Below are 14,589 nucleotides of genomic sequence, written 5' to 3' on the forward strand. Positions count from 1 at the left end.
CTCAGCTGAGTCGCTGACCCCGTGGCCAGGGCGTTCTTCCTCCTTCGTGTGTTCTGTCGGCCTGTGACGTAACTTCGGGATTCTTGAAGCTTTCTCATCTCGTCCGACCGTTCCGCAGTCGGGCCGAAGGCGAGGAGGCTCGGGTTGGCGGCGCTGGCAGTCGTACGGGACCTGCGTGAGCACTGGGCGCCCGCATCGGCGGAGGAGCTGGAGCGGTTCGAGACTGACGTGCTGTCCGGGTTCGTCCTGGCGCGGGCCTCGGCAGGGCTGGCGGACGGCACGATCCGCGGGGACGTCGGGCACCTGGATCAGATCAGGTCTTGGTTCGGCCGGCCGCTGTGGGACATGGAGCCCGCCGACGCGGACGCATACTTCGGAAAGGTGCTGCGACACTCGCCCAGCGGCACCCGGCTGGGCCGGTCGCAGGCGTTGAGCACGTACTTCGTGTTCCTGGAGCTGCGGCACAAGGTCGAACTGCACCGGATGACCGGCCGGGTGGTCGAGTGCCCGATCGACGAGATGAACCGGCCGCGCGGGGCCAAGGACGCCCAACTGCGGATCCCGCCGAGTGAGCCGGAGATCGGGACGCTGTTCACGGGCTGGGGCGGCGAGCTGGCGACCTGCCGGAAGTTCGCCCCGACTGCCCGGAACTACACCGCTTCGAAGCTGATGTCCCAGGTCGGCCTGCGGGTGAGCGAGGCATGTGGCCTCGACCTGGGCGACATCAAGTGGGACCTGGGCCGCTTCGGCAAGCTCCACGTTCGCCACGGCAAGGGCGCCCGCGGCTCGGGGCCTCGTGAGCGGATGGTGCCGCTGATCAACGGTGCCGACCGGACGCTGCGGTGGTTCATCGAGGACGTGTGGGGCCAGTTCGACGACGATCGCACCCGGCCCGGCGCCCCGTTGTTCCCGAGCGAGCGGAAGAATGCCGACGGCTCCGCCCGCCGGGTCGGCGACGACGCCCTGCGCAACGGTCTCGACAACGCGGTCGAGGCTCATCTGCCGGGCTGGATGGACAAGTTGACGCCGCATGTTTTGCGGCACTTCTGCGCGTCCCAGCTCTATGGGAATGGGCTGGGCTTGCTCGCGATCCAGGAGGTTTTGGGGCACTCCTGGATCGCCACGACGATGCGGTATATCCACGTGCAGCAGACCCGGGTGGAGGATGCCTGGGTCGCCGGGATGGAACGGGCCGCGAAGCGGCTGGAAGGACTGGCCCGATGAGGTGGAACCTGCGGCTGACCGCCGCGAACAATGGTATCTGGAAGGCGTCCGAGCTCCAGCGGAGCCTGGCCGAGCACGGCCTGGTGATCTCGGCCGGGAAGATGTCCGGCCTGTGGTCCGGCCAGCCGGTCTCGCTCAAGCTGGAGGACCTGGACGTGATCTGCGTCGTGCTCGGCTGCGAGATCGGCGACCTGCTGATCCCGGAACCGCAGAAGGTCATCCGCCCCGGCGAGGAGAACGTCACCCAGACCGCTGTCGGAGCCGCCGGACCGGTTCCGGCGGTGGTGCCCAAGCGCCGCGACGGCCGGTCGCTGCCGCCTGCATGAGCCGGTATCCGAAGGGCTACCGCAAGCCCACCGACTCCTGCGACGGCTGCCTGGCCTGGGGCAACTTCAGCGGACGGCTCTGCCCTGCCTGCTACATGTTCGGCCGCAGCCACGCGACGGCAGTCTGCGCCGGCTGTTGTCGCCGCACCCAGCCTCTGAAGTGGGATTACTGCCGTCTGTGCTGGTGCCAGGCCCGGCTGGGCACCCAGGCCGCTATCGACCGGTCGGCCGCCGAGGCCGACGTGAGGGCCCGCCTCAACGCGGCCCGGCACCACCAGCTGTTCTTCATGGGCATGCACCACCGGAACGGATCGGCATCCGCCCCTCGGCGGCGCGGCGGACGGCGGGGCGCCCCTCGAAAGCCGCCGCCCGCGCCGGCCTGGCGGCCGAATGCCGACCGGAGACAGCTACCGCTGTTCGCACAGATCCCCCGTGACTACAGCCGTCTCGCCCTGGCCGACGCCGACCTGGCCAGCCCGTGGTTGGCCTGGGCAAAGTACCTAGCCCACCGGCTCGCCGAGACCCGCGGCTGGGGACGCAACATCCGCTTCGCCGTCAACCGCGGCCTGGCCCTCGTCCTCACCGGCTACGTCGAGGGCGACGTCATCCGGCACACGGAGATCTTCGCCCCGCTGCGGGCCCTGGACCTGCCGGTCGGCCACACCATCACGGTCCTGGACGAGATGGGGATCTTCGAGGACGACAGCGAACCCTCCTTCGAACGCTGGCTCGCCGAGAGGCTGGAGGGTCTCGCACCCGGCATCCGCTCGGAGGCCGAGCGCTGGACCCGCGTCCTGCGCGACGGCGGCCCCCGCAGCCTCCCGCGACGGGAAGGAACGGTCTGGCTCTACCTCAACCGAGTCCGCCCGGCCCTGCTGGAATGGTCGAACCCCTACGACCACCTGCGGGAGGTGACACGCGACGACGTCCTCACCTACATCAAGACACTGCACGGCCACCAGCGCCACGACCAACTCGTCGCCCTGCGCTCGCTGTTCACCTGGGCAAAGCGGAACGGGCTGATCTTCCGCAACCCCACCAGTCGGATCAAGGTCGGGCAATACGAGTACGCCGTGCTGCAACCGCTCGTCCCAGAGCAGGTCGACCGCTCCGCCGCGGCGGCCACCACCCCGGCGACGCGGCTCATCCTCGCCCTCGGAGCGGTCCACGCCGCCCGGGTCGCCCAGATCGCCAACCTCATGCTCGACGACCTCGACATCGGCAACCGTCGGCTGACCATCGCCGGACGTGTCCGCCCGCTCGACGATCTCACCCTGAAGCTGCTGCTGGACTGGCTGGAGCACCGGCGAAACCGGTGGCCGAGCACCGCGAACCTCCACCTACTGATCAACAACCAGACCGCCACGAAGGCCAGCCGCGCCAGCAACCACTGGATCAGCGCCGCGATGCGCGGGCAGGACGCGACGCTGGAACGGCTCCGCGTCGACCGCCAACTCGAAGAGGCCCTGACCCACGGGCCCGACCCGCTCCACCTCGCCGAGGTGTTCGGGCTCGACGAGAAGACCGCGATGCGCTACGCGGACTCCGCACGGGCACTGCTGCACCAGGCCGCTGAACAGCCACTTCAGTGAAACCTGCTTGCCGGTCCACGCTTTTGCTGAGGATGAGCACGCGAGGCAGAGTCAGCATCCGGGGCCGATCGGCGGAGACGACGTCAGGGCGAGGGCAGCGTTCCGCAGCTGGGCCGCCCACGTCTGCTGGTCAAGCCCCAACGTGTACTCGATGCAGCAATCGCACTGCGGGATCAGCGCCACGAAGGCTTGCTCCGCCGCGGTCTCGGCCTCCGTCTCCCACCAGTCGTCCGTCGCCAGCTCGGCGGGAGTCATCTCTCCAGCGATGAGTCTCGCCGCCATCCGCCGCAAAGCGTGGCGCCGTGCCAAACCCCGATCCGGCAGCCCGATCCCGGCCTCGGCAAGTGCTTGCTCGAACGCTTCGCGAATGTCGCGGGCATCCGCGTTGCGAGGCCAACCGGCGAGCTCGCACAACGTCGGGGTGTCCAGTCCGGCTGCGAGCGCCTCAGCAGCGATCATCGGTAGCTCCTCCGGGCGTATCTCATCCGCCTGATATCGACACGCCACCTCACCCAGGGACGTGAGTCCACTCTGGACGGAGGTTTCCGGTTCCGGTGTCGTTCCTTCTGCTCTCATGACTCCTACGGTGTCAGCACCGTTTCCGGGAGGCACCCAGGGGTGGGTCCACTCCGCACCCACCCCGCGTGTTCGCCTGAACCCAAGGCGTGAACCCACGAGAACACGACCGTCCGTCCTCGAGTTCCCGCGAAAGGCCCTTCAGTTTCCGTGAACTCACGGGCCTCACGGGGGTTGAGGAACATCGGAACGAAAACCGGCGCTAAGCCTCGATCGGCCCTGGTGGATGGCTGACGGAGCGTCGACGGCGGGACCCGTCTGAAGTCGTCCCGCAGATCACGCCCTATTATCTGCGGGAAGGCTGATCGCGACCTGCGGGAACAGCCGCCAGGCCGTGCGTGAAGCGGCCCCGTTATCTGCGGCAAGGGGGAAGTGGTGCCAGCCGTCGTACAACTGCCCGCCGGGAAGGTGCTGACCGTCCGTACGGCGGCCGACGTCTTCCTCGACTCGCTCGGTAACCCGAACACGGTCCGCAACTACGGGATCGGGGTGGGCAAGACCGCCGAGCGGCTCGGTGAGGGCCGGCCGCTCGCGTCCGTCGCGGACGACGAGATCGGCGAGACCCTGGAACTGCTGTGGGGCAGCTCTGCGGTGAACACCTGGAACGCCCGGCGTGCGTCGGTGCTCTCGTGGCTGGGTTGGTGCGATGAGCGCGGGTACGACGGCCCGGCGGTCCCTGCCTGGGCGAAGCGGCTCACCCCACCGGACTCCGAAACCCCGGCCCGCTCGAAGATGGCGATCGACCGGCTGATCGCGCGGCGGGAGGTGCACCTGCGGGAGAAGACGCTGTGGCGGATGCTCTACGAGACCACTGCCCGCGCGGAGGAGATCCTGGGCGTCAACATCGAGGAGCTGGACCTCGCCGGGCGCCGGGCCCCGGTGAAAGCCAAAGGCGCCCGTCCTCGTACACGTCGCCGCGGCGCTGTCCGCAAGGACTTCGTCCTGGAGACGGTCTACTGGGACGCTGGTACTGCCCGGCTGTTGCCCAGGCTGCTCAAGGGACGTACGCGTGGCCCGGTGTTCGTCACCCACCGCAAGCCCGGCCCCGGCAAGGTCGTCAACCCGCGCGACATCTGCCCGGCCACCGGGCTCGCACGTCTCTCGTACGGGCAGGCCCGGATGCTGCTGGACGAGCACACTGCCCTCGGCTGTGAGCCGGGCACCGGCTGGGATCTGCATGAGTGGCGGCACTCGGGTCTGACCCATCTTGGTGAGGGCGGGGCAAGTCTGCTCATGCTGATGGCGAAGTCCCGGCACAAGAAGGCGGAGAACGTAAGGAAGTACTTCCGCCCTTCCCCGGAGGTGATCGCCGAAGTCACCAGCCTGCTCGCGCCGGGCTGAGGCGGGGGACCGGTACGGGGAATGCCATACGACGGCATCTGTGACGGCTGTGCAGGTCAATGGTTGTACGCGTGGCCGTCCGCCGAGCAGATCCCGGTTCGGACGCGGCGGGATGAGGCGGGCGTCTCGCCGCAGTGCCGGGTCTGCTGGGCGGCCGTCACTGACTCGGAACGGTGATGCCGGCCGCGCGCAGGTTCGCCTCGACCAGCGTGTTCAACCGGGCGATGGACGGTGACTGGTCTTCCCGGTGGTGGTTGACCATTGCGTACCGGGAGGCGGCGTCGGACTGGTCTTGAAACCCGGTCGGCATCGCCAGCAGCGCCCGTTGGGTCAGCAGCTTGTCGGCCAGCGTGGACGCCAACTCCTCGATCCGCGGGTCGTCCGGATCCCAGGCCCTCGCATCCCAACCGCGCTTGGTCAGCTCGACGGACTCGGGATCCTCCAGCGAATGTTCAAGCCGGGTCAGGAAGCTGTCGAAGATCTCCGGGACCAGTGCCTGGGCCAGCACCAGAGCCTCCCGTTGACCAGCCACGTAGTCGGGACCGAAGCCGAGTTCGGCGAGCCGCTCCAAGACCGCGCAGGCCCGGTCGGGCAGCAGGGCGCGGTCGCCGTGGTCGAGACGGTGCAGCCTGTCGCGGCGCGCGATCAGGTCTTCGATCCGTTCGGTGAGCTGGTGGTGGACGTCGTCCAGGGTGGCGGCGAACGTCGTTGGATCGGCGTCGAGCAGGTCACCGATCTCGGCCAGCGGCACGCCGGCCGCGGCCAGGGTCCGGACCTGGACCAGCCGGTACAGCTCGTCCGATCGGTAACGGCGGTAGCCGGAACCGTCGCGTTCCGGCTCGGCGACCAGACCGAGCCGGTGATAGTGCCGCACGGTTTTGATCGTGACACCGACGAACGCCGCCGCCTGACCGATCGTGAGCCCGTCTGTCATCGGCTCGGCGCACCTCCGGATCGTGGGCGGCTGCGGTCTCGCGCACCGCGTCGGTGACGGCCGGGAAGTCCGGATGATCACCAGGGTGAGGATAGCGCGCACCAGTTCCAGCCCACCCCCTGCTGCCAAGAGGACCGGGACGCCTGCGATCGGTGCCTGTCACCCCTTGATCGGTACAGGGGGTTGACCTTGACCTTGGGTCAAGGCTGCAGGCTCTGCACATGGCCGTTCGAAGGGCCAGGCAGCCACCAGGGCCACCGTGAGAACCACACCGTGAACAGGAGATTCATCATGGGAACAAGCAACAGCGGCTTCTCCGACGCAGGGCTGCGCCGGCTGCGCGAGGTGCTGGCACAGCACGTCGAGTCCAAGAAGATTCCCGGCCTTGTCGCCCTCGTCAGCCGCGGCGGCCGGACGCACGTCGAAGCGATCGGGACGATGCGTCATGACGGTGGCGCGCCGATGCGCCGGGACACGATCTTCCGGATGGCGTCCACGTCCAAGCCGGTCACGATGGCGGCGGCGATGATCCTGCTCGACGAGTGTCGGCTGCGGCTGGACGACCCCGTGGACCAGTGGCTGCCCGAACTCGCCGACCGGCAGGTGCTGAAGCGGCCCGACGGACCCCTGGACGACACCGTGCCGGCACACCGGCCGATCACCGTACGGGACCTGCTGACCTCCACGTTCGGGCTCGGAGTGGACTTCGAGTCGATGGCTTCCCCGATCAGGGCCGCGACCTTCGAGCGTCTCGACTACAGCGTGGCATCCGGGCCGGCCCCGGAGCCGGACGAGTGGATGCGCCGCCTCGGCGAACTGCCGCTGCAGTACCAGCCCGGAGTGCGGTGGCAGTACGACCTCAGCAACGAGGTGGTCGGTGTGCTCGTCTCCAGGGTCACGGGACAGTCGTTGGAGACGTTCCTGCGGACACGCATCCTCGATCCGCTGGGGATGAAGGACACCGCCTTCCACGTGCCCGCCGACAAGATCGACCGACTGCCGCCGCTGTACGGGCCCGACCCGCAGACCGGCGAGTTCCTCGTGTGGGACGAGGCGGCAGGGGGAAGGTCCAGCGTGCCTCCCGCGTTCCAGGGCGCCGGCGGCGGGCTGGTCTCCACCGCCGACGACTACCACGCCTACTTCCAGATGCTGCTGAACCACGGGATGCACGGGAGTGAACGGATCTTGTCCCGGGCCGCCGTCGAGTTGATGACCACCAACCGTCTCTCGCCCGAGCAACTAGCCGCCCGGGAGGCCATGTTCAGCAACGTCGCCCACCTGTCGTCCGGCCAGGGGTCGAACGGCGGCTGGGGCTTCGGGATGGCGGTGCGCACCTATCGCGGCGACTACGCGCCCATCGGCCAGTTCGGCTGGTTCGGCGGTACCGGCACCACCGCCTACGCAGACAGGACCAACCAGCTCACCGGAGTCCTGCTCACCCAGGTCGGACTGTCCACCCCGGATTCGCCGCGTGCCATGAACGACTTCTGGACCACGCTCTACCAGGCCATCGACTGACAACGAGCTCGACCGATACTTTGCGGCTGGGGTCAGAGACGAGAGCCCGGGACCGGCGCCGGGCGTCATTCCTCGTCGGTGGCGTCCGGCTCACGCAACGGACGCAGGTCCCCGGGCAGGTCGGGGAGCTGGAAGGAGTACCGGCCGAGCATGTTGATGTGGTGGCGGACGAACGGGGAGAGGCGGGCCACGTCCTCGTCGCGGACATTGAATCCGTCCTCGCGCAGCTGAGTGACGGCGGCGTCCATGTACCGCGTGTTGAAGAGCACCAGGGCATTGAGAACCAGGCCGAGCGCACCGATCTGGTCCTCCATGCCGTCCTGGTAGCGCTGGTAGAGCTGCCCGGCCCGCCCGGCCGTGGAAGATCTTCCGGGCGAGCGCGTGGCGGCCCTCCTGGAGGTTGGCCTGCACCTTGATCTGCCGTCGGTAGCCGGGCTCGTCGGCCAGGCGCAGGATGTGCACCGTCTTGGCGATCCGCCCGTAGTGGGTGATCGCGTCGCCGAGCGGGGTGGGGCGCCCGTCCCGCGACAGCATGCGGATGACGTCGTACGCACGCACGGCCCCGGTGTGGATGGACCCGATGATCCGCAGGATGTCCTCCCAGTGCCGCTCGATCCGGGCAAGGTCGACCCGGCCGCGGGCCGCGTCCTGGAAGGCGCCATAGTCGGCGGCGCGGTCGATGCGCCACATCTTCTGGTCCGGCAGGTCCGCAAGCTGGGGCGCGTACGCGAACCCGGCCAGGGTCAGGAGCCCGAACACGATGTCGGAGTACGAGGCGGTATCGGTGACGATCATCTCCGGGCGCTTGCCGCCGTCGCGGTCGTAGAGCACGTCCAGCACGTACAGCGAGTCGCGCGGGGTGCCTGCCACGACCTTCCCGCCGAGCCCGGCCGCCTGGTCATTGATCATGTTGAGCCAGGTGGCACCGCCCCGGCGCCCGAAGTACTTCGGGTTCGGCCGCGCATAAACCGACGGCACCGGGACGACGAACCGCATGCCGTCCACCGAGGCGACCAGACCCCCGCCCCACGCCTGCGCGAGCGGGATCACCGCCTGGTGCTCGATCAGGGTGGCGTTCGCCGCCCGGTACGTCGCGAGACGCAGATACGTCTGGTCGACGTGGGACAGCCGCCCGTACTTCAGCGCGTCCCCGGCCCCGATGACCGGGGTATAGCCGACATTGCAGCCGTGCGCGACCAACAATGCCGCGATCGTCACCGGCAGGTCCTTGAGACGGGCCTCGCCGCCGGTGACCGAGGTGAACGCCTGGTCGGCACCGGTCCAGGAGAACACCTCCAGCAGCACCTCGGGCAGATCCACCCGGGGCAGCATCGCGTTCACCGCGGCCCGCAGATCGAGCAGCGAGGCGGGTTCGGGCTCCGACTCCAAGGCGGCGAAGTGCAGCCGTCCGTCGTCGTCGAACACGATCTGCGCGTTGTCCGGCAGCCTCCCGGCGACCTCGCGATACGTCCCGTCCAGCAGCGCGGCCCGCGCGGTCAGGTGCTCGCTCGCCCCGGCGGGCAGGTTCAGCGAGGCCAGCACGGTGGGCTTGGCCTGCTCCCACGCCTCCCCGGCCAGCAGCTTCGCCCTCGGATCGCCCCACTTGGAGGAGTTCTTCGCGAACACCTCCCGCCGCCGCAGCATCCGGTGGAACTGCTCCAGGATGCAGAACGTGTACGCCTTCCAGTCCACCGTGCCCGGCTCCAGGTGCGGCGCCGAAAGGACCAGGCGCCGCCAGGAACCGACAAGCAGATCTGTGTCAATCTCCTGCGGGCCGACTTTCTTGCGGCCCATCAGGTCCGGCAGCGACTTCAGCGCGGTCAGCACCGGCATCCCTTCCGGGGTGGCGCCGAAGTCGACGACCTTGACCAGGAGCTTGAGGAACGGCCGGACGGTGCCGAACCGGCCCACCAGCATCGCCCGCCACGCTTCGTCCGCATCGGAGTCGAGCGGCGGGGTCAGCTCGAACAGCGCGGCGATCGCGGCGGCCAGCTCCGCGCGCGGCACCACCGCCTCGATCCGCTCCCACATCGCCGTGAGCGTCTCCACCTTCGGCGGGCTGACCTCTCCGGTGTCGGTGTCGACCTGCTCGCTCGTGGTGTCGAAGACGACCTGGAACGCGGTCGCCAGCTTCGCCCCGGCCCGCTCCACCCTCGGCAGCGTCTTGATCTTCTCCTTGACCGTCTCCCGCTCGGCCTTGGCCAACAGCTTCGTCGCGATCAGCACTTCGAGCAGGTCCAGGGCATCGTCCACGGCACGAGTCGTCAGGTAGACCGCGGTGGCCAGCAGCGTCGCCAGACGGCGCGAGTCGCCGTGCCGCTTGAGGAGCGACGCCTTGCCGTCCACCCCGTACCGCGACAACTCCGCCAGGCGCCGCGGCATCGGACCCCGGCGCAGCCGGTCCAGCTCCGAGACCCGCGCGCCAGACGGCACGGTCAACAGGGAGTCCAGCACCGCCCGCTGGCCGATGCTCAACATCCCATACAGGGTGTCCCACAGCCGCTGGTTCGCCGTCTCCCGCACCGAGGTGACCAACCTGGTCAGCGTCGTCACGCCGGGCAGCAGCACGCGGCGCTCACGCAGCTGGCCGACCGCCGCGTCGAACAGGGCCTTCGGGCCCTCGCCAGTCGTCCAGGCCCGCGCGTCCACCCATGTCCGCAGGTCGGCCTCCGCCTCGGCGAACTCCTCGTATTCCAGGACCCGCCGCAGCTCGCGTACGTGCTCCAGGCGGGTGTTCTCCCGCTCTCCGTATGCCTTCAGCACCGACGCATCGCCGATGTCGAGCTGCTCGGCGAGGTAGTCGACGACCTCCGCCGGCACGTCCGTGGGGTCATCAAGGAACACCCCCAGATACCGCGCAGTCGTCAGCTGTAGCGCGAAGCCCAGGCGGTTATGGGACCGCCGCTTGCCCTCGATCAGCTCCCGGTCCGCGTCGTCCAGGAAGAAGAAACGCTCCAGCTCCGTGCGGGAAGGCGCCCCGCGAAACGCCGCATACGCGGCAGCCTGCTCATCCGTCAAAAACTCGACCGGCACCCCGGACCTCCAAACAGTCGATCAACAACGACTGCCGAAGGTTCCGCTGCCACAGAAGCCCAGGTCAAAGCCTCCCTGAGCATCACCAGGGCTTAGCGCCGGTTTTCGTTCCGATGTTCCTCAACCCCCAGCACCTCGCCGGCCTTGGGCGAATTGCGGCACCAGGGCGGCGGGATCTTCGAGGAGAACCGCATCCGCTCGCCGGTGGCCGCGTCCACCCGCTTGTCGTTCACACGCGGGGCCGTGACTTCGACCGGTCCGGCCGCGGTGACCACGGTGCGGGGCCGGTGGTGACCATTGCGGACCACCAGGCGGCGCCCGACCTCGTCCTTCTCAGCAGCCAACTCTGCTATGTACTGGTTGACTTCAGCCTCCAGCGCGGCGGCGAGCATCCGCCGGGCGCCCTCCCGCACGATCTCGTCGATCAGGGAGCCGGACTGGGTGGTGCCGTCGGCGGTGACTACGCTGAGCATGGGCGTGCTTCCCCGACCCGCGCTGCGAACACGGGCCTACTCGGTGACCATCAAGGGATCATTCGGGAAGGTACGCCCTCCGCGTCCCTCCTGGAACCGATCCAGAGGTCTTGAGCATTGCTCACGATTTCGTCGTCACCGAATCCGAGGCGCAGTCCTGAGCGGGTGGGAGACCTGTCAGAAGGGCCGAAACGGACCACCCCGGCACGACCGGGCCGATGTGTCTGTGATGCGATCACGCCCGCATCGCACAAGGATCGGAGTACGGGAGGTGGCCCGGCCGCGCCCCTGTCTCCGCGCGGGGTCAGCGCGCCTTCCTTCCCGACGCGCTGGTCCGCTTCCCCTCCCACTACCCGCCAGGGGGCCTGGAGGTACGTATGTCGCGGCCCTTGTGGACTGGTGCCATTTCCTTTGGCCTGGTCACTTCTCTGAACTACGTGGCGCATCGGCCCCTGGTCGGCATCCTCTGGGGATGGCACGATGAGCGCCCATGGATGATCAGGGCACTTTTTCCGCCCAGGCTCTTCGGTTGGTCACTACGCGCTTCCCGCATGCTCTGGGTGCAGTGCTAGGAGGCTCGGTTGCCCAGGGTCGCGCTGCTTCGACCAGTGATCTCGACGTGGCGGTCCTTCTGCCGGACTCGGACACTAGCCGCCGTGAGGTGATACGTCATGAGGGCCGTCTGGCCGAGCTGTTCCTGAACACCCTTGCGGACGTGCCGGAATTCTTCGAGTGGGACAGGGCGCGCCGCCGAGGCACGGTCCTTTTCATCTACGACCAGGGCCTGCCCTTGATGGACCCGCACGGCCATCTGTCTCGAACGTGCGATCAGGCCCGCGCGGTACTCGCGGGCGGTCCTCCTCCCCTCACGTCGGCGGAAAGGGAACGAAGTCGCTACGGCCTTACCTGTTACATGGACGACCTGGTCGACACCCCGCCAGCCAATCGGTATGAACAGCTTTCCCTCGCCGACTTCACCCTGCGTGAGGCGGCACACCTGCTCACCGCCCACCACGGTGCTTGGACGGGCATTGGCAAGTGGCTGCCCCGCCGACTGCTGAGTGCGGACCCGGTACGTGGCAAGGCTCTGCTGGATGGCCATCAAGCCGTGGCCGATCGCGCCGACCCCGCGCCGTTGGCGACTGCAGCCGAGCAAGTTCTCGATCTGCTCGGCGGACCGCTACGCGAAGGATACGCACGCCCCTGGCGCACCTGATCCGCGAGCCACATTTCGCGCTCTGGGGCGGACGCTCAAGAATTTCGATCTGAGCATTGTCCCGCGACGTGCGGGAAGGTCGGCATGCCGAGGTCGGTGGGCCGGGTGGCTGTGGTGGCGTCAATCTGGGCGAGCTTGTCACGGGCGCCAGCGAGGCTGACCCGGAGTCCCTCGATCTCACCGAGCCAGCCCTCCTGCTCAGCTTCGGTGATGCGAGCGAGGAGGTTGTCGCGGATCTCCACCAGCCGGGGCCGCTGGGCGGGGTCGGGCCGGAGCATCGAGCAGCGGATGCAGGCTTATCCGAACTACCCAGTTCACGGACCGACGGGGCCGCTCGCAGGCGAGTTGCTAAAAGTAGTGGGCGACAATCTCGGCGCCCCGAAGTGTCCGGGCGTGTCGCGCCGCAGACTCCTGCAGGGGCGCCGTGACTGGGTGTCGTGGGACAGGGGTGGACGACGCTGACTGGGGTGCGGCGGCGGGCAGGGATCAGTCGAAGTTGAGGCGGCGTCCCCATTCGCTGCTCCACCCACCGCGCCAGACGGCTAGTCCCGCGTAGGTGAAAATGCAGCCGACGCCAATGCCCCATTCATCGCCTTCGTAGCGGATGGCGGAATCCGTGAGAGCAGTGCGGAGTCCGTCGAGGGGGATCACGGTGAAGGCATCGCTGCGCTCGTCGGGGCAGTGCTGGACCTCGATCCAGCCTTTGCGGACGAAGGGCAGCAGCGGGGCGAGTTGCCGGTCCACCCAGGCAAGGCGCTCGGCGCTGTCCAGGTCGTCCGGCGGATCCTCCCAGATGCCGAACGCCCCGGTGAGCATGCCGCTCGCCTCGGCCGCGCAGACCAGGACTTCGCGTTCCTCAACGCTCAGCTCGTCCCAGGTGGGAAGCGCGCTGGTGTCGGCAGTCGGATGTGCGCCGTCGAACCAGTGCTCGCGCACGTGCTGCGGGGCGGCGAGGCTGAAGCGGCGGTGAGGGCGGGCGGTCCACAGCCAGTTGGTCGGATCGGTGAGGACCTCGTGGAGTTCGGGCCCTGCCACCAGGACAGGGGCGACGGCGCGGTGGCTTTCCCCCTCGTGGACGGTCAGCAGCCTGCGTTCGGCGAGATCGAGGGCCACGTCGGCGAGCTGTGGGACCAGGGCGCGTTGCTCGTCCTCTGTGAAGCTGCGCAGGGGCGGAGCCTGTGCAGCACCGGCCCAGCGAAGTGCCACGCCATAGTTCTGGACTACCCCGGCCAGGGAGTACCCCGAGATGGCACGACGCATGAGTGTCTGTTCGGCGATCGTCAGCGAATCCCAGGCGTGCATGACGTGCATGCTCTCACTGCGAGCGGCCTGAGCCATAGCTGATTATCCGGCCGGGCCGGCCATCAGCCCAGGTGAGGGGCCTGGCTCCCGCTAGTCGTCACCCAGCGCGAGCAGTATCGCGAACTGCTCGCTGTTGGTTCCGGCAACCACGACATCGATGCCGTGTCGGGTGACGGGCGTCCATGCGCGGCCGTTGTCCATGCCCTCCAGGTTCGTGACCCAACTGGTGCCCAGGCCAAGCGGCTTCGCCACCCGCGTAGCCGCCCGCTTCGCGTGATCACGGTCACGGAGAAGGATTCGCCTGTGTTGGTGCGATCACGACCGAGATCGTTGGTGACGTTGGACGAAAGCTGCGGCAATCATCACTGCCAAGGTGGTGTTGGCGGCGCTCCAGAACAGGAGCTTGGAGTTCGCCCCGTTGACCGTCCGCAACTCCCCGTCGGCATGGCGACAGAACGAGTCGGGTGGGAAGTACTGCGAGACGGGAGTGCCGCGCGTGCCGTAGCAGGGCGAGGTCTCAGGAAACAGGCTCGGCTGAGCGCGCTGTGAGAGAGCCCAGCCGACCAACACGGTCAGCCAACCTGCCAGCAAGAAGACGATCAGGATCCAACTGGGCACCTTCGCGCGCCGTCCCAGCAGCCACACCAAGGCGGTTGGTATGCCGATGACGGCCGGCGCAGCGAGCAGCGAGATCAGAGCCGTGATCCTGTCACCATACTGATCAAGGATTCGGCGGACCAGGCCTGCGCGCTGGTACAGCGGGCATGCCTAGAAGGGTCGGCCCTCCTCGGCTGGACTCCAGCTGTCTGATCTTGTTCTCTGCGCCGGCGAGGCTGACCTGTAGCCCTTCAACTTCCCCGAGCCAGCCCTCGTTCTCTGCTTCGACGATCCGGCTGACCAGGTTGTCCCGGATCTCAACCAGCCGACTGTGCTGGGCAGGGTCGGGGCGCAGGAGGGAACACCGGACGCAAGCGTGTTCGTGGATGCAGGCGGTGCCATAGGCGCGGGCGCAGGTGCCGACGGAGAGCTTGCGGCGTCCGAAGTGTCCGAGGAA

General features: G+C 68.4%; 12 protein-coding genes and 2 pseudogenes. 6 read left to right on the forward strand and 8 right to left on the reverse strand.

The genetic code is table 11. From position 1 onward, the window contains the following. Positions 1-144: 144 nt before the first annotated feature. Genes ACFV8T_RS37860 through ACFV8T_RS37870 form a run of 3 tightly spaced genes read left to right on the forward strand, consistent with a single transcriptional unit; the run spans position 145 to position 3,142 of the window. Positions 145-1,224 carry a tyrosine-type recombinase/integrase gene (locus ACFV8T_RS37860; protein WP_385336389.1) on the forward strand — a complete coding sequence of 360 codons (1,080 nt, stop codon included), beginning with the start codon at positions 145-147 and terminating at the stop codon, positions 1,222-1,224. Next, positions 1,221-1,550, forward strand: coding sequence for a helix-turn-helix domain-containing protein (locus ACFV8T_RS37865; protein WP_385336391.1), 330 nt, complete (start codon positions 1,221-1,223; stop codon positions 1,548-1,550). Before ACFV8T_RS37860 ends, ACFV8T_RS37865 begins: the two co-directional genes overlap by 4 nt. Beyond that, a complete protein-coding gene (locus ACFV8T_RS37870; RefSeq protein ID WP_385336393.1) occupies positions 1,547-3,142 on the forward strand; it encodes a hypothetical protein in 1,596 nt (531 codons plus the stop codon). Before ACFV8T_RS37865 ends, ACFV8T_RS37870 begins: the two co-directional genes overlap by 4 nt. Positions 3,143-3,193: 51 nt before the next feature. Here ACFV8T_RS37870 and ACFV8T_RS37875 read toward each other — a convergent pair whose 3' ends face one another. Beyond that, positions 3,194-3,601, reverse strand: a complete 408-nt coding sequence (locus ACFV8T_RS37875; protein ID WP_385336395.1) for a hypothetical protein — start codon at positions 3,599-3,601, stop codon at positions 3,194-3,196. A gap of 492 nt (positions 3,602-4,093) precedes the next feature. Here ACFV8T_RS37875 and ACFV8T_RS37880 point away from each other — a divergent pair, with 492 nt between their 5' ends. Beyond that, positions 4,094-5,059, forward strand: a complete 966-nt coding sequence (locus ACFV8T_RS37880; RefSeq protein WP_385336397.1) for a site-specific integrase — start codon at positions 4,094-4,096, stop codon at positions 5,057-5,059. Between the two features lie 157 nt (positions 5,060-5,216). Here the strand turns inward: ACFV8T_RS37880 and ACFV8T_RS37885 are convergent, their stop codons facing one another. Beyond that, positions 5,217-5,993, reverse strand: a complete 777-nt coding sequence (locus ACFV8T_RS37885) for a MerR family transcriptional regulator (protein ID WP_385336399.1) — start codon at positions 5,991-5,993, stop codon at positions 5,217-5,219. 291 nt (positions 5,994-6,284) lie between these two features. Here ACFV8T_RS37885 and ACFV8T_RS37890 point away from each other — a divergent pair, with 291 nt between their 5' ends. Then, a complete protein-coding gene (locus ACFV8T_RS37890) occupies positions 6,285-7,511 on the forward strand; it encodes a serine hydrolase domain-containing protein (protein WP_385336401.1) in 1,227 nt (408 codons plus the stop codon). 65 nt (positions 7,512-7,576) lie between these two features. Here ACFV8T_RS37890 and ACFV8T_RS37895 read toward each other — a convergent pair. Together ACFV8T_RS37895 and ACFV8T_RS37900 are read right to left on the reverse strand one after the other, a co-directional pair. Beyond that, a pseudogene (locus tag ACFV8T_RS37895) lies at positions 7,577-10,544 on the reverse strand (Tn3 family transposase). 128 nt (positions 10,545-10,672) lie between these two features. Further along, positions 10,673-11,017, reverse strand: a pseudogene (locus tag ACFV8T_RS37900) (transposase); the annotation flags it as partial. A 490-nt stretch (positions 11,018-11,507) separates the two neighbouring features. Here ACFV8T_RS37900 and ACFV8T_RS37905 point away from each other — a divergent pair. Next, positions 11,508-12,233: a nucleotidyltransferase domain-containing protein gene (locus ACFV8T_RS37905; RefSeq protein ID WP_385336403.1), complete on the forward strand. Its 726-nt coding sequence runs from the start codon at positions 11,508-11,510 to the stop codon at positions 12,231-12,233. A 35-nt stretch (positions 12,234-12,268) separates the two neighbouring features. On the opposite strand, the gene ACFV8T_RS37910 is transcribed toward ACFV8T_RS37905, so the two are convergent. The 4 genes from ACFV8T_RS37910 to ACFV8T_RS37925 all read right to left on the reverse strand — a co-directional run bounded on the left by ACFV8T_RS37910 (position 12,269) and on the right by ACFV8T_RS37925 (position 14,240). After that, positions 12,269-12,511: a hypothetical protein gene (locus ACFV8T_RS37910; RefSeq protein ID WP_385336405.1), complete on the reverse strand. Its 243-nt coding sequence runs from the start codon at positions 12,509-12,511 to the stop codon at positions 12,269-12,271. A gap of 208 nt (positions 12,512-12,719) precedes the next feature. Beyond that, on the reverse strand, positions 12,720-13,535 hold the full coding sequence (locus tag ACFV8T_RS37915) for a hypothetical protein (protein WP_385336407.1): 816 nt from the start codon (positions 13,533-13,535) through the stop codon (positions 12,720-12,722). Positions 13,536-13,625: 90 nt separating this feature from the next. Then, the gene (locus ACFV8T_RS37920; protein WP_385336409.1) at positions 13,626-13,787 is read right to left on the reverse strand and encodes a hypothetical protein; all 162 of its coding nucleotides are present in this window, start codon (positions 13,785-13,787) and stop codon (positions 13,626-13,628) included. A gap of 63 nt (positions 13,788-13,850) precedes the next feature. Further along, positions 13,851-14,240: a hypothetical protein gene (locus ACFV8T_RS37925; protein WP_385336459.1), complete on the reverse strand. Its 390-nt coding sequence runs from the start codon at positions 14,238-14,240 to the stop codon at positions 13,851-13,853. Positions 14,241-14,589: the final 349 nt, after the last annotated feature.

Source organism: Streptomyces sp. NPDC059832 (assembly GCF_042731715.1).
Classification (GTDB): domain Bacteria; phylum Actinomycetota; class Actinomycetes; order Streptomycetales; family Streptomycetaceae; genus Streptomyces.

Coding starts and splice junctions, on each gene's coding strand:
- ACFV8T_RS37915 (WP_385336407.1), bottom strand. CDS start 13,535: ATGCACGCCTGGGATTCGCTGACGATCGCCGAACAGACACTCATGCGT.
- ACFV8T_RS37910 (WP_385336405.1), bottom strand. CDS start 12,511: ATGCTCCGGCCCGACCCCGCCCAGCGGCCCCGGCTGGTGGAGATCCGC.
- ACFV8T_RS37890 (WP_385336401.1), top strand. CDS start 6,285: ATGGGAACAAGCAACAGCGGCTTCTCCGACGCAGGGCTGCGCCGGCTG.
- ACFV8T_RS37885 (WP_385336399.1), bottom strand. CDS start 5,993: ATGACAGACGGGCTCACGATCGGTCAGGCGGCGGCGTTCGTCGGTGTC.
- ACFV8T_RS37875 (WP_385336395.1), bottom strand. CDS start 3,601: ATGATCGCTGCTGAGGCGCTCGCAGCCGGACTGGACACCCCGACGTTG.
- ACFV8T_RS37865 (WP_385336391.1), top strand. CDS start 1,221: ATGAGGTGGAACCTGCGGCTGACCGCCGCGAACAATGGTATCTGGAAG.
- ACFV8T_RS37870 (WP_385336393.1), top strand. CDS start 1,547: ATGAGCCGGTATCCGAAGGGCTACCGCAAGCCCACCGACTCCTGCGAC.
- ACFV8T_RS37905 (WP_385336403.1), top strand. CDS start 11,508: ATGGATGATCAGGGCACTTTTTCCGCCCAGGCTCTTCGGTTGGTCACT.